Origin of the sequence: Herminiimonas glaciei (genome assembly GCF_042664955.1) — a bacterium.
Taxonomy (GTDB): Bacteria; Pseudomonadota; Gammaproteobacteria; order Burkholderiales; family Burkholderiaceae_D; genus Oxalicibacterium; species Oxalicibacterium glaciei.
This window is the reverse complement of record NZ_JBHTBU010000001.1, coordinates 1,570,289-1,588,732: the sequence shown is the minus strand read 5'-3', so window position 1 is coordinate 1,588,732 and position 18,444 is coordinate 1,570,289. Positions and strand designations below refer to the sequence as shown.

Genomic DNA, 18,444 nt, shown 5'->3' with positions numbered 1-18,444 from the left:
ATTCCGATTCGGTCGCGATAAGAAAGCAGCATTCTATGCAAAGAGTTTGTACCTGACCAGCAGGCATGTATTTGGCTGCTGGCGATGGTGGTAACGGTCATGCCGAGCCTGCCAGGGCGCTGTTGTGGCCGATTCCGGGTGTTGCGTAGCGGTACGTCTTGCAAAGCTGCGCCATACTAGGGCATAATACGCGCTGTCGGAAAAACTTTCCGACGCCGGATTTCCAAAAGGAAGCTCGCAGTCCAGCTTCCTTTTTTATTCGCTGATAGTTTCATATTTTGTATTCGTTTTGTCCCGGGCATGCGGAAATACTGCTTGCAAGGTACAATACGGCCCCATGGCGGGGTAGCAAAGTGGTTATGCAGCGGCCTGCAAAGCCGTTTACGCCGGTTCGATCCCGACCCCCGCCTCCAGTTTTTTCCAAAGCGCCGCGGGCGCTTTTGTTTTTTGATCTTGTTTTAGAATCGTGACATGCCCGGGTGGTGAAATAGGTAGACACAAGAGACTTAAAATCTCTCGCCGGTAACGGTGTACCGGTTCGATTCCGGTCCCGGGCACCATACTCATGAAAGTCTATGACCTCTGTTGTGAGCAAGAACATCGCTTCGAAGGATGGTTTTCTTCCGAAGCTGATTTCCTCACACAATCCGCGCAGGAATTGATCGCATGCCCGTTGTGCGGCAATCACCAGATCAAACGCCTGCCATCTTCCCCTCGTTTAAATTTATCCGGTGCGACCGCGCGCGTGAGCGACAATAGTGCTGCGCGTGTGCAGGAACAGTTGCTGGCGTATGCGCTCAAGGTCGTTGCCAGTACTGTCGACGTAGGTGACCAGTTTGCCGAAGAAGCGCGGCGCATCCATTACAAGGAAGTACCCGCACAGGCCATACGCGGCGTGGCGACAGTAGAAGAATGTACTGAGCTGGCGGAAGAGGGCATAGACGTGGTGGCTTTGCCGTTGCCTGCTCCCCTTAAACAGACACTCCAATTATCGATCGGAAATGATATGCGTCAAATTGCATCGCTGGCCGAACTGAAGGTACTGGCCGGGCAAGAGGTGGCAGTATCCGACTGGCTGCAGATGACGCAGGAGCGCATCAATCAATTTGCGCTGGCCAGTGGCGACCATCAATGGATACATGTTGATGCGGAGCGCTGCCGGCGGGAGTCGCCGTATGGCATGCCGGTCGCGCATGGCTTCCTGACCTTATCCTTGTTGCCGATGTTGCTGTCGACCGCCATGGCTTTCCCGCCATGCAAGCTGGCAGTGAACTATGGTTTGAACCGGGTCAGGTTTCCGGCACCGGTATTGGTAGGTCAAAAAATTCGCGGGCGTATGCTATTGCAAGCGCTGGAAGAGATCGAGGGCGGCGTACAGATGGTGTGGGAAGTAACGGTAGAAGCGGAGGACGGCACTAAGCCGGTGTGTGTGGCGGAGCTGATACTGCGGCATTACGGCTAAGCAAATTCATCAGCCCGGATGAAGGCGATGATCATTGCTGGAAACAGGCAGTGATCATCGCCTTTTTTATTTAGCGTTTCGCGTATTGCGTCGCGCCGAACAGGATTTCCTTGGACTTGTCATCGGCGATAGGTTTGCGCACGTCGACAAACATGGTGGTGCCTTTCTTGACTGCAGGACGATCGTTGATTGCATCGAACCATCGTTTCAAATGCGGATAGTCAGTCAAGACGATGCCTTGCTTTTCCCACGAACGCAGCCACGGGAAAGTCGCGATGTCAGCGATGGTATAGCTATCGCCTGCCAGGTACTTGCTTTCTGCCAGGCGGCGATCAATCACGCCATATAAGCGCTTTGCTTCATTGGTGTAGCGATTGACTGCGTATTCAATTTTTTCCGGTGCATAGATGCGGAAGTGATGGGCTTGCCCCAGCATTGGGCCAACGCCACCCATCTGGAACATCAGCCATTGCAGCGTGGTGAATTTTTCGCGGTCGGTATCACCGAGGAATTTGCCGACTTTGCTGGCGAGGTAAACCAGGATGGCGCCGGATTCAAACAGCGACATTTCCTTGCCGTCCGGACCGTCACTATCGATGATGGCGGGGATTTTGTTGTTCGGTGAAATTTTCAGGAATTCAGGGGTGAACTGGTCACCGTTACCGATATCGATGTGGTGGCTGCGGTAAGCGAGACCGCATTCTTCCAGCATGATGTGGACTTTGTGGCCGTTAGGCGTGGCGGTGGAATAAAGGTCTATCAATTTCTTCTCCAGGGATGAAACTAAGGGTAAGTGCAGGGCTGTGCGCAACGATGCATATGTCGAACCAGATTATGCAGAAATTCAGCATTCCTTGCTGCGCGACGCATGAAAAACCGCAACGACTGAATGGGTATGCCTTAACGTACGCGCGACTTGCGGTATTGATGCAGCATTTCTTCCATCGTACTCAGGCGTGATTCGGTTTGCAGCGGCAGCAGCGGCGAGTAATTGATGCTTTGTATGACCCAGTCATTGTTGCGCGCGCCGACGTCCAGCACATTGATACAACCCGGGGCCTGTTCGATATTGCCGAGGAAGATGCGCTGGCTGGTGATGGCATACGACAGGAAGGCACGGTTCACACCACCGTGCAGCACCAGTAAGACAGTATCCCAGCCCGGATCGGCACGCAGCTTGTCTATGGCCGGATGGATACGATCCAGTAATTCGCCTACGCTTTCACCGTCAAGGAATTTCTTGTGTTCGGCAGCCATGCTGGCGAAGGCGTGCGTGAAAGCCGCTTCGAGGTCATCGTCATGGATAACTTCGAGCACACCGCCACGTACTTCCTGGAATTCGGGCCACGGTTCGATTTCGATGTGCTGTCCGGTTGCTGCCAGCACGCGGGTCGCGGACTCTATGGTGCGCGGCAGATTGGAAGTGATGACACGGTCAAACCGGATGCCCAGTTCGGCAAATACTTTGCCGGCTGCCGTGGTTTGCGCACGACCTTTTTCATTCAGTGGTACTTCGTCTGGCGGATAGGCGGTGCCATCCGCATCAAAGTAAGTGACATTGCCATGGCGCATCAGATAGATACGCCGTCTCTTCGTACTTGTCATTTGTAATGCGGTTTTCTTTTTTCAAGGAATGCATTGATACCTTCCAGCGCATCGCGATGGTTGAGGCTTTCAACGAAATGGAATTTTTCTGATTCGAAGTGTTGGGCGAGTGAATTGCTGCCGCCTTCGCGTACCAGCGATTTGATGCGTTCAACCGCATGGCCCGACAGTTCGGCGAGTTCATCGGCCCACTGTTGTGCTGCGTCGAGCGTACTGCCATCAGGTACGAGACGATTAATCAGTCCCAGCTCATGCAAGCGTGTTGCCGCGACCGCTTTGCCTTCCAGCAGGATCTCGGTTGCCAGTTGACGCGGCAAAGCCTGAGTCAGGAACCAGGACGCGCCGCCATCCGGTGTCAAGCCGACCTTGGAATAAGACATGGCAAATTTACTGTTGCTGCCGGCGACGATCAGGTCGCACGCAAGTGCCAGCGAAAAGCCGGCACCGGCCGCAGCACCTTCAACTGCTGCGATCACAGGCTTCGGACAATCGCGTATTGCTTCTATCCAGCTGCGCAGGCTATCGACCGCATCACCTTGCCCGGTTTTATCGATGGCGCGATGTTCGAGCAACTTATTGAGGTTGCCACCGGCGCAAAAAAAATTGTCGGCACCGGTGAGGATGACTGCGCGTATCGAATCGTCGCGTTCTGCAGTGGACAGGACTTCTACGGCAGCGGCAAACATATCCGGGTGCAATGCATTCTTTGCACCCGGATTGGAAATGGTAAGGATCAGTGTCGCTTCGTGGCGGGATGCTTGGATTTCTGCAGACATGGCGGTCGTGAGAAGTGGATGGAATTGCATAAGAATATACAGGAAGCGCCGCCGGGAGGCGTAAATCCGGCACCGGCCACTCGTATCTGTTCCTGCTGTCTATCCGTGCACCGATCCGGCGATATTACAGTTTGTTGAGCCGCTCCAGTGCGGTGTGCAAGGTCTCATCTTTCTTCGCAAAGCAAAAACGTATGATGCCGGCGTCTTTGCCATTCTCGTAGAAAGCGGAAACAGGAATCGCGGCAACACCAATTTCCGCTGTCAGCCATTGCGCGAAATCGTTCTCCGGCAAATCGGATATGGCGCGATAGTCGACGCATTGAAAGTAGGTGCCGTCTGCCGGCAAGAGGCGGAAGCGCGTGTTTTTTAAACCATCCCGGAACAGGTCGCGCTTGCGCTGGTAAAACTTCGGCAGGTTCAGATAGGGCGTCGGATCAGCCATGTACTGCGCGATCGCATGTTGCATCGGTGTGTTGACCGAGAACACATTGTATTGATGCACCTTGCGGAATTCTGCAGTGAGGGCGGCAGGGGCAGCGACATAGCCGATTTTCCACCCGGTCACGTGATAGGTTTTGCCGAAGCTGGAAACCACAAAGGTGCGTGCCGCCAGTTCCGGGTGGCGGCTGACGGATTCATGTGGGATGCCGTCATACACCATATGTTCATACACCTCATCCGACAGCAGCAGGATATCGCTGCCGCGTACGATGTCGGCCAATGCCTGCATATCGGCGGGGAGCAGGACAGAGCCGGTCGGATTGTGCGGTGAGTTGATCATGATAAGACGCGTCTTGCCAGTCACGGCAGCGGCAACTTTGAACCACGGCACGATATAGCCATTGTCGCCCAGCTCCATTTGCACACAAACCGCCGTGCCGCCGGCCAGTGCGATCGCCGGCAAGTAGCTATCAAAAGCAGGTTCAATCACGATGACTTCATCGCCCGGACGGATGCAGCAATGTATTGCAGTCAGTAATGCCTGTGTTGCGCCTGCGGTCACCGTGATTTCATTTTGCGGATGGTAGTGGTGGCCGTATAGCGTCGCAATTTTCCTGGAGATTGCATCGCGCAAGGCAGGCGCACCTGTCATTAACGGATATTGATTCAGGCCGCTTTGCATCGCATTGTTAACCGCTGCTATTAACGCCGGATCACATTCGAAGTCGGGGAAACCCTGGCCCAGGTTAACGGCCTTTTTTTCGGCAGCGAGGGCCGACATCAGGGTGAAAATGGTGGTGCCGACTTGCGGCAGTTTGCTCTGGATGACGGGCGTCGGGTATGCAGGAGCTGGCTGGCTGGACATGGCTGAGGGGCGCTGGAATAGGTGAAGCTGCTTATTCTAGCGCTTGTGACGGCTGGCTTGCTGCCAGCATCCACGCTTCCGGCGTCATGATAGCGAACAAGCCATCACGGTGAGTTTTTCGTGCGAGTTTTAATAGTGCCTTGTCTTTGGTGATCAACACATCGGCTTTGACATCGCGCGACAGTTCCAGGAATTTTTGATCGTCCCTGTCTTTGCAGACTGGTAGCCTGACGGGAACTTCATCTGTATCCGGCATCGGATGGCAGCGTATCAGTGCATCAAATTCTGCGCTGACTTGTACGCGTGCAGCTTCATCCAGTTTCAAATGCGGATAGCCGAGCACGATGCTCCATTCCTTGCGGCAGTCATCGCGCGTGACGGCTTCGACCTGGCCGTTTTGCATTGCCGCCAGCAGCTTAGTCCAACGCGGATCGCGAAAGACAAACAGGTCGAGACAGACATTTGTGTCGAGTACGATGCGCTGAGGAATCAGCTTCGGTATCATTGTCAAAATTATTCTTGCCCGGATTAGAAATGCTTATTGTTTTATCGCCTGCCAAAACCCTTGATTACGACACGCCAGCCCATACCGAAATCAGCAGCAAACCTGACTTCATCAAACAATCAGCAGCATTGATCGATATCCTGCGGCAGTCATCGCCGGCCCAAATTGCGAGCCTGATGCGTATCTCTGATCCGCTGGCGAGCCTGAATGCTAATCGCTTTGCCGCCTGGTCGCCCAAATTTACACAGAAAAATTCCAAGCAGGCGATGCTGGCATTCAACGGCGATGTGTATGAAGGACTGGATGCAGCCAGCCTGGATGCCGGGCAATTGGCGTATGCGCAATCGCATATCCGTATTTTATCCGGCTTGTACGGTGTATTGCGTCCGCTGGACCTGATGCAACCATATCGGCTGGAAATGGGTACCCGTTTGACCAACCCCGCCGGCAAGGACTTGTACGCATTCTGGGGCAATACTGTCACGGATACGCTGAATCAGCGCATCGCCGAACAGCAATCGGAAGCATTGATCAACCTGGCTTCGGAAGAATATTTCAAAGTTGTGAAGCCTGCTCTGCTCAAGGCTCCCGTGATCACACCGGTGTTCCAGGATTGGAAAAACGGGCAATACAAAATCATTTCTTTTTACGCAAAAAGGGCGCGCGGATTGATGGCGCGATATGCCGCAACCAAGGGAATAAAACGTCCGGAAGAACTGAAATCCTTTGATGTTGACGGCTATGCATTTGATGCAGGTGCATCAAATGAAAAAACATGGACGTTCCGACGCAAAGTCGGAATTTAATTTCCTCATGGAAATTATTATTTCTCCATAGAAATCAAATACTTGCCTTGTGGAAATTTTCTCAGATTTCCTCAGATATTTTTTTCAGGGCAATTATTTGTTAAATATTTGTCTATGCTTTTGACTATTTTTCCTGTGAAATTTGTTGCGACGCAATGGATTCCCGGCGGGCAACAGGTTTTTTCTTGTTAAATTTCAAAATTGAAACTTTAGTCATAATGAAAACAATTGTTAAATCAAGGGCTTATCGCGCAAATTTACAGTTGTGAAGCTACAACTTATTGTATTTTGGCTGCTCGGGTCAGAGGCAAGTTCCCATATAATGATTTCCGCATATAAATACAAAAAAAATATGTGTTTTTTAGAATATCCAGGGGCAAGATGCAGTAATGCATTGCATGCATTCTTTTGCAGCACAATCGCCGGTTGGCGGCATTGATCGGCAGTTGTTAGATGACCAGTATCTTGAAATTCAGATTTCACTCCAGTCTTCCATTCCTAATTGCATCGCAGTTGGCATTTGCGGCCCCGCCGTCTTCAGATGTCCTTGCCCAATCGAATGTATTTCGCTCACGTCCTGGTTCAGGCGAGCAACCTTTCACGCAAGATATACCGCGCCAGACGCCGACGCCGACTGAAGAGCTGGCGCCGATCGCGACCCCACCGGTGTTGCGCATACCTTCCGATGTACCGAAACGGACCAAGAACGACAACAGCAACGCCGCCAAAGCATCCGAGAATATCCAGTCGGATGGTTCACGCGATGACGAAATCCTGCAGTTGCTGCGCCAGTCGGACAAGGCTTTCTCCAGTCCCGCCGTGCCTCTGCCGGATGGTATTGCCGCGCTGAGCGACGGCCCTTTGCAAAACATGTTGTCGCTGGAAGAAGCGCTCGCGCGTACGCTGCAAAACAGCTACAGCTATGCGGCCGCCAGTGCAGTGGCCGAAGGCGCGGTCTACGGCAAGAACGCAGCTTTGGGCCAACTTGGCCCGACCCTCGATGTGCGTGCGCAACGTGGTCGCGAATATTCGGCACCGGCGTCCCTGATCAATCCAGCCACTGGTCGTGCTTATAGCAGCGATACGCATATCCGTTGGGATAACAGCGTCATTCTGCGCCAGCCGCTGTTCGCCCCGGCTTCTTACTATGAATACCGCAAGCAGGCTTCGCTGGCGAATGCAGCCGATTTGCGCAAGGAAGATGCACGCGAAGCGCTGTATTACACAACGATCAAGGCTTACTACGATCTGTTGCGTAGTTATGTCGGCCTGACGTTTGCACGTAGTTACACCGAACGCATGGATACCTTGCAGGATTACATGAACAAACGCATGCAGGGCGGCGGTGCGAGCAAGGTTGATTTCGAACGGGTGCGCGGTCGTGCGCTGACTGCCCGCTCGACGATGATTGAAGCGGAAGGTGTGCTCGAAAGTGCGATGGTAACGCTGGCTCAGTTGACAGGTGTACGCTCGCAGCAGCTTGGTATCCCTTCAAAGATGATGCCGATAGTGCCGACGTCATCACGCCTCGCGCTCGAACAAATTTATGAAAACAATCCGGCGGTGCGGGCGGCACGCCAGGACGCTGCTGCTGCGAACGAAGAGTTGAAATCAGCACGTTCGCGTTTCTCGCCCAACTTTTCGGTGGAAGTATCGCAAGCACGAACCGATAATGCCGGCGGCGATGGCAGGCTCACCACGGATAGGCGTTACATGCTGGTGATGAATATGAACCTGCTCAATGGCGGTTCCGATTACTACTACCAAAAGCAAATTGGCAGCAAGTACGTGGAAAAAGCGAATACCGCATCCGATATCGAACGCAAGCTCAAAGAACAGATCGAGATCAACTACCGTACGCTGGATGCGGTCAGGAAGCGTATCGCCGTTGCGCGCCAGGCTTACCAGACCAATGCCGACGTGGCAGACGTCTTCCTCGAGCAACTGGCGATCGGCAACAAGCAATTGCTGGACGTGCTGGATGCTTATCAACAGGCTTATCTGTCGCGGGTCGAATTGTCGCAGTTGCTGTTCCTGCAGGCCGATATCAGCTATCAAATTTTACGCAACACCGGGCGCGCTTCTTCCTTCGTGGAAGGCATGCAGCAGCCTTAATGCAGTAACCCAGGGGGAAAGATGGAAGGTGGAGGAGGAAGGGAGCAGAATTTCTGGCCGGGCTTCGTAGACGCGCTATCCAACGTTGTGTTGGTGATGATTTTCGTCGTCGTCGTTTTCGTGGTCACGCTGTTCTATTATTCGCAAAAGCTGGCGGCATTCAAGGCAGTGAAATTCATCGAGAAAAAAGAATTGCAGGAACAGGTGGTAACGCCATCCAAGAACCAGCCGAATATCAGCCGCCTGGATGATGGCCAGAATCCTGATGCTGCGCGCCTGAAACAGGAAAGCCAGGAACAGATCAAGGAAATCGCAGCGCTGAAAGGGCAGGTCGCCTTGCTGCAAGCCAAGCTGAACAATAGCAGCACTTCATTGCAAGGTAGTTTGCGTAGCGATGAGGGTGCGCCGACCAAGGCGATCCAGATTGAAAAATCGCGTACTTCGACTGCGAGTGATACGCTCGCCGGACTCAAGCTGGATGGTCGCAATGATGCAGTGACCCTGCATTTTGATACCGATGGCGTTGAACTCGACAAGAAGGCGACGGCAGCGCTGGAAGCCAATCTCAAGGGCTGGACTGAAAAAATTAAAACGCGCCAGGGCAAGCTGGTGGTGACCGGCGTGGTCGGTACGCTGGCATACACCGAAGGCCGTCGTCGCGCCTATTACCGGACTATCGCCGTGCGTAACTATCTGATTGATCAGGGTGTGGCACCCAGCAGTGTGATCAGTCGCGTGGTGCCAGGCAATGAAAACGCGGAAAGTGATTCAAGCGTCGTAATCCAATACTCAGCATCGGCCAAATGAAATTTACCCGTCTATCCAGCTTTATAGGCAAGTGCCTGAAGCGCGTCGAAACTTCGACGCGTAAGGCCGTGCCTGCGCTGGATCGCGGGATAGATGCGTATCGCGACATGCCGGGGCCGAAGGTGTTTGTATTGGCCTTGTTAGTTGCCATGTTGTTATTGGTGATATGGGCTTACTTCGCCCCTATCGATATGGTGGTGCGCGGACAGGGTCGTATCGTGCCTTCGGATCACAACCAGATCATCCAGCATCTGGAAGGCGGCATCGTTTCCGCGATCGTGGTACGGGAAGGCGCTGCGGTACGCAAGAATCAGGTTTTGATCACGATACGTGATGTACGTGCGAGCTCGGACCAGGGTGAAGGTCGCGTCAAACTGCTGGGCTTGCGCGCACGGGTGGCGCGCCTGACGGCGGAGGCCAGCGGTTCCGCGCAACTGAACCTGCCTGCCGATATGCTGGCCGATCCTGCGGGGCAAAGCGAGCAGGCTGCATTCACGGCACGCCAGGCCAAGCTGAATGGCGAGTTGAGCATCTTGCGTGAACAGACGACGCAGCGCCAGGCCGAATTGAATGAAACCATCAGCCGGCAAAAAAGCCTGACCGATGAATATGCATTGGTACAGCAGCAGTACCAATTGGTACATGCGATGTATTTGAAGAGTGCTGCTTCGCAACTGGAAGATATCCAGGCGCAATCGCGTGCACAGGATGTGCGCAGCCGACTGAATGCCGCAAGCTCCATGATCCCGCGTTTGCGTGCCGCCATTTCCGAAGCGCAAGCCAAGGTAACGGACGGGGTTTCGCGCTTCCGCGCTGAAGCACGTGCCGACCTGACGACGGCGGAAACCGAGTTGGCGCGTTTGTCGGAAGAGATGAAGTCGCGCAATGACCGCGTCTTGCGTTCCGAGGTCAAGGCACCGATGGATGGCGTGGTCAATCGCATCTTCGTCAACACCGTAGGTGGTGTGGTCAAGCCGGGCGACCCTATCCTGGAAATGACACCTATCGATGACAAGGTCGTAGTGGAAGCGAATATCAATCCTACCGATCGTGCTGAGCTCGCAATCGGCAAGCCGGCACGCGTCAAGGTGACTGCTTACGACTACGGTGTGTTTGGTTCGATGCAAGGCAAGGTGACCGAGATCAGTGCTGACACTGTTCCGGAAGAAAAAGGCGAACGTCATTACCGCGTCAAGATTGAAGTCACACGTGATCCGGAACAAATCAAGAGTGCCGGCAATAGCCTGCCCCTGATGCCGGGTATGACGGCCACCGCAGATATCGTGGTCGGTCGCCGCACTGTATGGCAATACCTGATGTCCCCAATTAATCGTTTTACGCAAACCGCTTTGCGTGAACCGCGATGATCCTGATAACAAAAATTTAATTTCAATTACCCGATCGGAATATCCAGCACCATGAAAACGCTACGCAAATACTACGTTCTTGCGCTGATTCCCTCCCTAGTCTTGTTGACGGGCGGAATAATGTTCAGGGAGTTCGTACTCCACGCGATACATATCAATCCAGTGCTGAACTTGTTCATCATCGGCGTTGCCGTGTTCGGTGTGGCACTGATCATGTACGACATCTACAAGGTCAGCTGGGAATACAACAAGCTGAAAGTGTTTTACGCGCGCTCGCAGGCAGGGGAGGCGCTGGAAGACCTGGTCAAGGATCCGACTTTCGCCGGTACGGAGATTGCCAAGGTGCTGGTCAGTGTAGCCAATACCAAAGGTCGCCTGACCACCCGTATTGAACAGGAAACCATAGAGCGCTCACTGTCTGAATTGCACGCGCATCTGGAAGCGCGTATGGAGTTTCCACAATACCTGACCGGTTTCATGATTGCCTTGGGTTTGCTTGGTACCTTTATCGGTTTGCTGGAAACCCTGGTGAGTACGGCTGACCTGATTAACGGTTTCGGCCAGGCGACCCAGGGTAGCGATATGGATGCATCGTTTGCCACCCTGGTGACTGACCTGAACAAGCCGTTGGCGAGTATGGGTACCGCTTTCAGTGCATCGATGTTTGGTTTGATCGGTTCGCTGACCCTGGGCCTGACCCTGGTGTGTCTGCGCGGCGCGGGCAAGCGCCTGGTAGTGGCGGCGCGTGAATGCATTAGCGTGATGGTTGAGCATGTGGTGCATGAGATGTCCGGTCCTGGTGCCTCGCAACGCCAAGGCATTTCCGAATCATTCCTGACCGAGTTCCTGCACGACCTGATGGTCTTGCAGCGCGAATCGGTACTGACTTCGCGTAATAGCTCGGATGCTTCGTTGCAGGCCGGCATGAAGCTGGAAGCGATGAATGAACGGCTGTCGACCGTGGCGCGCCTGTTCCAGGAAAGCATCGATGAATCAAAAAATATACGCCAACTGGTGACCTTCGGACCGCGTATGCATGAAGTAGGGCAGCAGACACTGGAAGAAATTCGCGGCCTGGGCCAGATGATCAACCAAAAGCTGGAATCGACGCAGGATATTACCCAAAGCCTGTCGCTGCTGAATGAGCGCCTCAGCGTAAATGGCGATATCGCCTTGCGCAGCTTCGATGTCTTGCCGCAAATCGTCGGTGCGATGCAAAGCGGACAAACCGCCTTGTCATCCGCCATGTCGTCCTTGCAGGCGCAGCAGTCGGACGTCGCCAACGTACATGAAAAAACTGCGCAACATATCGCGCAATTGCCGGGCTTGCTGTCACAGGTTTCGATACGCCTCGGCGATGAACTGAATGCGATCCAGCATCAGGCGGAAATCCATTCGAACGTCGCAACGCGCCTGGGTCAACTGGGTACCGTGATCGGCGAAAACTCCGCCAACATCACCCGCGATGCACTGGCTGCACGTCAATTGCAGATCGACCTGGCAAAACACATGGCGATGCAAAATGAACGTATCAAGGGCCTGGATGCGATTCCGCAGGCATTGGCGAATATCAGTGAAGCATTGGTTCGTCAAAACGTGATGTCGCAAACCATTATTGAAGAGATGCGTAATGGTCGCCAGACCATGATCAAGGATTTGCGCCTGGAATTGCGTGAAGCGATGCGCGAACTGTCGAATCGCAGCGATAGCAAATAAAGAAAACAGCCAAGCATATGAGCAAGTTGCCCGATCTTCCTGACGCCGCGATACCCGCCGCCAATACTGCCACCCCGGCAGAGGGCGACGTTGGTGTATTGCGCGAAGCCTTGGGTGAGATCACGCGCGATCCTATGTATGTGACGATGTTGCGTGCGTACGGCAAGCGCCTGGTGGAAATCGTTATTGCCGGTTTCCTGATCAATGTGTTCGGTTTGTTGCTGCCGATTTATTCGCGCCTGGTGTACGACAAGGTAATCGGCAATCATATTCCGGATACCTTGTGGGCACTGACGCTGGGCATGTTGCTGTTCCTCGCACTGGAATTTGTATTGCGCGTGATACGTACTTTCTATGTTGAACAACTGGCTGGCAAGTTCGATATCGATTTCGACCAGGCAGTGGTCAAGAAATTGCTCGCTGCACGCGTGAGCTGGCCGGTCGGCGTGGTGTTGGCAAAGTACCGCGATATCACCGGCGCACGCGATTTATTGTCGTCGAACTATATGCTGGTCATCATCGACTTTCCTTTCCTGTTGCTGTATTTGCTGGCGATCGGTTTGATAGGCGGGCCTATCGTGTGGGTGGTATTGGTCGGCGGCGCTTTGCTGGTGTCGGCGCAATTGCTGTGCAAAATTCCGGCGAATGACTACGCACGGACCGCGATGATGGTAGGCGCGACGAAGACCGATAAACTGGCCGGATTGGTATACGGCATAGAAACGCTGAAGACCTCGGCCCTGCAAAAGCGCGTATTCGAACTCTTCACAAAGGATGCGGAAGACTCGGGCGTAACGCAGGCAAAAAGTCGTTTCTGGTCTTCCGTCGGATTTACGATTTCATCCAGTGGTTATACGTTAATGACCGTGGCTACCCTGGTGGTCGGTGTGTATATGGTGGAAGCCAATGCACTTACCGTGGGTGCCTTGATTGCCTCTTCAATGCTGGTTGGTCGTGCCGCTTCCATGTTGTCTTCGGTCGCGATGGTGTTGGGACGTATCGATGCTTTTAAACAGGCACGTAATTCGTTTGAGGAGTTATTTGTTGAAGCACCGAATACAAATCCGACGAATGAAGTCGATCGGCAGCAGATAGAAGGAAAGATACAGGTAGCCAACCTGGGTTTCAGTATCAAACCGGGTGAGCCGGCAATGTTGAAACAAATTTCCTTTGTGATTAATCCTGGTGAAAAAGTAGGTCTGGTTGGTCGTTCCGGTTCAGGCAAGTCGACCTTGCTGCGCTGTCTCGCAGGTGTGCATGCGCCGGATACCGGGCAAGTCTTGATGGACGGCATCTCGGTTGCGGCTTATCCGCAAGAGGTACGTATGCGTTCAATTGCCTACAAGCCACAAGATCCTTTCCTGTTCGATGGCACGCTGGCTTCCAATATTTTTGTGGATAACACCATCAGTACATCGATTTACCAGACGGCATTGCATGTATCGTGCATGGATGAGCTACTGGCCGGCGGCCAGCTGCGCTTGGACCAGTTGCTGGTGGCGCCGGGAAATCTGTCGGGTGGCCAGCGCCAGATGGTGGCATTGGCGCGGGCAGTTGCCAGCACGCCGAATGTGCTGTTGCTGGATGAACCGACGACTGGGATCGACCAGGGAACGGAAAACAAGATTATCGAAAGACTGGTCGCGTTTGCCGCCACGCGTACGCTGGTGGTGGCAACACATAGTCCGGTGCTGTTGAAGCAGATGGATCGCATCATCGTAATTCATGACGGCAAGATTGTTGCCGATGGCCCACGGGCTCAAATATTGCTGTAAACAAGTTTGACGGGCCGTTGAAATCCGGCTCTCACTATGAAGGGACACTCAGATGGCTACCGCTCCTGTTTCCAAAACCGCTAATAACCAGCCTGCGCTGGATAAGAATGGCGCTCCTATCCGCGTCGTCACGCCGGATCAGCAGGGTAACTTCCAACTGAAAATTGGCAAGGGCGATATCGCCAAGGTCCATATCGTCGACGTCGACATGGTGCTCTACCTGAACGACGGCACCAAGCTGGTGCTGGCCGGTGGCGCGATCGGTGCGATGGACGACAGTGTAATGGTCGATTTCAGCAATGGACGCGACAGTGCCGCCCATATGATGGACCAGGTCGGCATCATTCCTTTGCAAAAACTCGATCAGCCACGTGTCTTGAGTACCGAGCCGCGAGAATCGGATGGTCGCGGCAATATGCAGGAAGATGCATCCTACCGCCAGACCGAAGGTGCACAGGATCTGGCAGCACAGGCGCAAGCCGCGAATGCGGCGATTTCCGCTATCAGCAAGGCGATGGTGCAACTGGCGAACGTGGTGCAAAGCAATGCGCAACCGGTCAATAACTTCAAATCGAATTATGAAGGCCAGGCTTCGCAACAGCAGCCATTGATCAAACCTGTCGCCCAGGTATTGCCGGAACGTCCGGGTGTTACGCCGCAGGAGTTTGTGATCGGACCGAATGCGCCGGCGATTTCTGTGCATTTAACGAATACGATAGGTACGACGCAGGACGGCACTACCCTGAAGGGTAGTGGCGGCAGCAGCGCCTTCAATTCGGATACGAATACCTCAAATATCGCGCAAATTGCACCGCAAATTATCAATGCCGCTAATGACGTGCGGGAGATCTGGGCGAATGGTGAGGCACCGCTGAATGCCACTACGCCTAGCAATACATTTAGTAAAGTCCTCGATGTACAGATTACCGGTGACGGCAAGGTACAGAGTCTGACCATATCGGGTGTGCCGGCCAATATGACCATCGTTGGCGCGACTTTCCTCGGTAATGGTGTTTACCAAATTGCCGTATCCCCGGATACCAAAAATTACAAACTGGAGTTGCGTTACGAAACGGTTGAGCCCAATGCAAATGCACCTATCCATCAAGATTTCAAACTGAACTTTGAATTGACGGTTACAACCACCGATGGCATTCAGGTACTGAATAGTGTGCGGCAGGTCGTGCTCAAGGATGCGACTACCGCAGATGACTTGAACTATGCCAACCCGGTCACCGGTGAAAGCGCGCTGGTATTGCCGGCGCAAGGTCTGTCACACGTCGTACACGCCGGTGACAACGCCGGTACGACGATTTACGGTAGCAATGCGAATGACTTTTTGTACGGCGGTACCGGGGATGACACGCTGTACGGCGGCAAGGGAAATACCTATTTCCAGGGCGGTGCTGGCGACGACAAAATAGTCGGTGGCGTGAATACTGGTGGAACCAACATTAACACCGTCGGCTATACGAATTCGACTTCGGGTGTATTGGTAGACCTGAATACCGGCAATGCGCTGGACGGTTTCGGCGGACACGATACGCTGCAGAATATCCAAAAAGTAATAGGTAGCGCACATGATGATACCTTCATCGTTGGTGCCAACACCAAAGGGGTGGATGGTGGTACTGCCGGTAACGATACGATAGATTTTTCTGCATCGAATGCAGGAGTCACTGTGAACCTGACTACTGGTACAGGTACCGGTGGCTATGCACAAAATGTGGTTTTTAAAAATATCGAAAATGTGGTCGGTAGCAGTTACAACGATACTTTCATCGCGAGCAGCGTTGCGAATATTTTTGATGGTGGTGCCGGCGGTTCAAATACCGTCTCTTATGCAAATTCCCCATCGAGTTCGACTGCCGGTGTGACTGTGGATTTGCTGAACGGCGTGGGTAGTGGCAACGATGCTACGGGTGACAAGTACATCAATATCCAGAATGTGATCGGTAGTGCGTATAACGATACCTTTGTTGCAAATCAGGAAGCCAACAATTTTGATGGTATGGGTGGCGTCAATACGGTTAGTTACGCAGGTTCAGCAACCGGTGTTGAAGTGGACTTTTACAAAGGCCAGGGTAGTGGTGGCAATGCAACCGGCGATACCTATAAAAATATCCAGAACGTAATCGGCAGTTCTTTCGATGACAAGTTTGTTGCCGATACCGATAGCCTGAATTTTGATGGCGGTGCGGGTGGCAGTGATACGGTTAGCTATGAACGGTATTTGTCAGGTGTCGTCGTCGATGCATCGCGTAATGTTGGTGGCATTGAACTTACGCCTGCGGTCGGGAATACCCCCGCAACCTACTCCAACAGCTATGCGAATATCGATAAATTCGTCGGCACTGCTTACTCCGATTTGTTTATCGCGAGCAATCGCGCCGACAATTTTGACGGCCTGGGTGGCGTGGATACGGTCAGCTATGCGGCAGACACTGTAGGGGTAGTGGTTAACCTGGTAACCGGGCAAGGTTCCGGTGCCGGTAGTCTTGCTGACGGCGATACGCTGGCAAATATTGAAAACGTCATAGGCGGCAGCGGTAACGATACCTTTGTCGCTAATGACTCCGCCAATGTATTTGACGGCGGCGCAGGTTCCAATACTGTCGATTACAGTGCATCGACCACCGGTGCTGTGACGGTAGATCTGTTCCATGGGAACGGTGTCGGTACCAGCGGCGGCTTTGCGCAGGGCGACAAATTCATTAATATCCAAAACGTCATCGGCAGTGTATTTGACGATACATTTGTTGCGAGCGCGGCTGCGAATACCTTTGATGGTGGTGGCGGCAATCATAATCGCGTCAGCTATGCCAACGATACGGTGGGCGTGACGGTCGACCTGGTGAATGGCCAGGGTTCCGGTGCAGGCAGCCTGGCTGACGGCGATAAATTCTTTAATATCCAGGATGCGACCGGTGGTAGCGGCAACGATACTTTTATCGCCAGCAATGTAGCCAATGCCTTCAATGGCGGGCTGGGTACAAATACGGTCAGCTATGAATATTCGGACGTCGGTGTGACGGTAGACCTGGTTACCGGTACAGGCACTGGCGGCTATGCGGATGGCGATACCTTAAGCAATATCCAGAACGTCAAAGGCAGCACCAGCAACGATTTGTTCATCGCGAATAATGTTGCCAACTCCTTTGTCGGCAACGGTGGCGTGGATACCGTCAGCTATATCAAGGCGACCGACGGCAATGGCGTCACGGTAGATTTGAATGCAGGCGTAGGTACCGGTGGTTATGCAGAAGGTGACCGTTATGACGGCATCCGTAATGCAACGGGTACCAGCTACGACGATACCTTCGTTGCCAGCAATCTGGCGAACACCTTTGATGGCGGACTGGGCTCGAACACGGTCAGTTATGCTGCTTCGGATAGTGGTGTGACGGTCAACTTGTTAACGGGTTTGGGTACCGGCGGGTATGCGCAAGATGATCGCTACATTTCAATCCAAAACGTGGTTGGTAGTGCCAGCGATGATTTGTTTATTGCAAATGGCGCAGTCAATCGTTTCGATGGTGGCGTGAGCACTGCCACTTCGCACAATCGCGTTAGTTATGCCAGCGACACGGCTGATTTGACGATCGATTTGCTGAATGCCGGTGTGGCAGGCATAGGTGGAAATGCCGAAGGCGACACCTACGTCAATATCCAGGACGTTACCGGTGGTCTCGGCAATGACACTTTTATTGCCAGCGCAGCTGCGAATAATTTCGATGGTGGTGGCGGTACACACAACCGTGTCAGCTATGCGACCGATACGGCAAATCTGACGATTGATTTATTTAATGCCGGAGCGATTGGCCAGGGCGGTAATGCACAAGGTGATACCTACACCAATATCCAGGACATCACAGGCGGTTTGGGTAATGACACTTTCATCGCCAACGCGGCAGCGAATGCCTTTGACGGCGGTGGTGGCGCGCATAACCGCGTCAGCTATACGAATGACAGCGCTGATCTTATTGTTAACCTGTCCGACAAGACCGCATCGGGTGTAGCGGCAGGTAGCGGTTCCGGCGGCATGGCAGCCGGTGACACCTACACCAATATCCAGGATGCGACTGGTGGTAGCGGTAACGATACTTTCGTAGCGAGCCTGGCAGCAAATAATTTCGATGGTGGTGTCGGTTCCAATACGGTGAGCTATGCGTCGTCAACTGCTGGTGTGACAGTCAACCTGTCA

General features: G+C 53.3%; 14 protein-coding genes, 2 tRNA genes and 2 pseudogenes. 12 read left to right on the top strand and 6 right to left on the bottom strand.

Annotation, left to right across the window (positions count from 1 at the left end):
- Positions 1–339 precede the first annotated feature (339 nt).
- From ACFQPC_RS07090 to ACFQPC_RS07075, 4 genes and pseudogenes are all read left to right on the top strand, one after another.
- Positions 340–413, top strand: a tRNA-Cys gene (locus tag ACFQPC_RS07090).
- Between the two features lie 60 nt (positions 414–473).
- Positions 474–560: transfer RNA gene (locus ACFQPC_RS07085), tRNA-Leu, on the top strand.
- A 5-nt stretch (positions 561–565) separates the two neighbouring features.
- Positions 566–952 (top strand): annotated as a pseudogene (locus ACFQPC_RS07080) (DUF1178 family protein); the annotation flags it as partial.
- Between the two features lie 54 nt (positions 953–1,006).
- Complete coding sequence (locus tag ACFQPC_RS07075) at positions 1,007–1,462, top strand: MaoC family dehydratase (RefSeq protein WP_382271881.1); 456 nt, start codon at positions 1,007–1,009, stop codon at positions 1,460–1,462.
- 70 nt (positions 1,463–1,532) lie between these two features.
- On the opposite strand, the gene ACFQPC_RS07070 is transcribed toward ACFQPC_RS07075, so the two are convergent.
- The 5 genes from ACFQPC_RS07070 to ACFQPC_RS07050 form a co-directional block, all read right to left on the bottom strand.
- Positions 1,533–2,225, bottom strand: a complete 693-nt coding sequence (locus ACFQPC_RS07070) for a glutathione binding-like protein (RefSeq protein ID WP_382271096.1) — start codon at positions 2,223–2,225, stop codon at positions 1,533–1,535.
- Between the two features lie 137 nt (positions 2,226–2,362).
- Positions 2,363–3,067, bottom strand: coding sequence for a histidine phosphatase family protein (locus ACFQPC_RS07065; protein WP_382271095.1), 705 nt, complete (start codon positions 3,065–3,067; stop codon positions 2,363–2,365).
- The gene (locus ACFQPC_RS07060) at positions 3,064–3,843 is read right to left on the bottom strand and encodes an oxepin-CoA hydrolase, alternative type (protein ID WP_382271093.1); all 780 of its coding nucleotides are present in this window, start codon (positions 3,841–3,843) and stop codon (positions 3,064–3,066) included. The genes ACFQPC_RS07065 and ACFQPC_RS07060 overlap by 4 nt, the downstream gene beginning before the upstream one ends.
- 124 nt (positions 3,844–3,967) lie before the next feature.
- The gene (locus ACFQPC_RS07055; protein WP_382271091.1) at positions 3,968–5,149 is read right to left on the bottom strand and encodes a pyridoxal phosphate-dependent aminotransferase; all 1,182 of its coding nucleotides are present in this window, start codon (positions 5,147–5,149) and stop codon (positions 3,968–3,970) included.
- A gap of 31 nt (positions 5,150–5,180) precedes the next feature.
- The gene (locus ACFQPC_RS07050) at positions 5,181–5,654 is read right to left on the bottom strand and encodes a putative toxin-antitoxin system toxin component, PIN family (protein WP_382271880.1); all 474 of its coding nucleotides are present in this window, start codon (positions 5,652–5,654) and stop codon (positions 5,181–5,183) included.
- 29 nt (positions 5,655–5,683) lie between these two features.
- On the opposite strand from ACFQPC_RS07050, the gene yaaA reads away from it, so the two are divergent.
- On the top strand, positions 5,684–6,460 hold the full coding sequence (yaaA, locus tag ACFQPC_RS07045) for a peroxide stress protein YaaA (RefSeq protein ID WP_382271089.1): 777 nt from the start codon (positions 5,684–5,686) through the stop codon (positions 6,458–6,460).
- Between the two features lie 231 nt (positions 6,461–6,691).
- Here yaaA and ACFQPC_RS07040 read toward each other — a convergent pair whose 3' ends face one another.
- Positions 6,692–6,943: a hypothetical protein gene (locus ACFQPC_RS07040; protein WP_382271906.1), complete on the bottom strand. Its 252-nt coding sequence runs from the start codon at positions 6,941–6,943 to the stop codon at positions 6,692–6,694.
- Here ACFQPC_RS07040 and ACFQPC_RS07035 point away from each other — a divergent pair.
- From ACFQPC_RS07035 to ACFQPC_RS07005, 7 genes and pseudogenes are all read left to right on the top strand, one after another.
- Positions 6,914–8,575, top strand: coding sequence for a TolC family protein (locus ACFQPC_RS07035; RefSeq protein WP_382271087.1), 1,662 nt, complete (start codon positions 6,914–6,916; stop codon positions 8,573–8,575). The genes ACFQPC_RS07040 and ACFQPC_RS07035 overlap by 30 nt on opposite strands.
- Before the next feature lie 21 nt (positions 8,576–8,596).
- Positions 8,597–9,382: an OmpA family protein gene (locus ACFQPC_RS07030; RefSeq protein WP_382271086.1), complete on the top strand. Its 786-nt coding sequence runs from the start codon at positions 8,597–8,599 to the stop codon at positions 9,380–9,382.
- Complete coding sequence (locus ACFQPC_RS07025; protein ID WP_382271085.1) at positions 9,379–10,749, top strand: HlyD family type I secretion periplasmic adaptor subunit; 1,371 nt, start codon at positions 9,379–9,381, stop codon at positions 10,747–10,749. Before ACFQPC_RS07030 ends, ACFQPC_RS07025 begins: the two co-directional genes overlap by 4 nt.
- 51 nt (positions 10,750–10,800) lie before the next feature.
- Entirely contained in the window at positions 10,801–12,465 is a 1,665-nt protein-coding gene (locus tag ACFQPC_RS07020; RefSeq protein ID WP_382271083.1) for a biopolymer transporter ExbB, read from the top strand.
- A gap of 17 nt (positions 12,466–12,482) precedes the next feature.
- Positions 12,483–13,403 (top strand): annotated as a pseudogene (locus ACFQPC_RS07015) (ABC transporter transmembrane domain-containing protein); the annotation flags it as partial.
- Positions 13,404–13,616: 213 nt separating this feature from the next.
- Positions 13,617–14,240, top strand: a complete 624-nt coding sequence (locus ACFQPC_RS07010) for an ATP-binding cassette domain-containing protein (RefSeq protein WP_382271879.1) — start codon at positions 13,617–13,619, stop codon at positions 14,238–14,240.
- Positions 14,241–14,292: 52 nt separating this feature from the next.
- Positions 14,293–18,444: beta strand repeat-containing protein (locus ACFQPC_RS07005; protein WP_382271082.1), on the top strand; the 4,152-nt coding region annotated here is incomplete at its 3' end.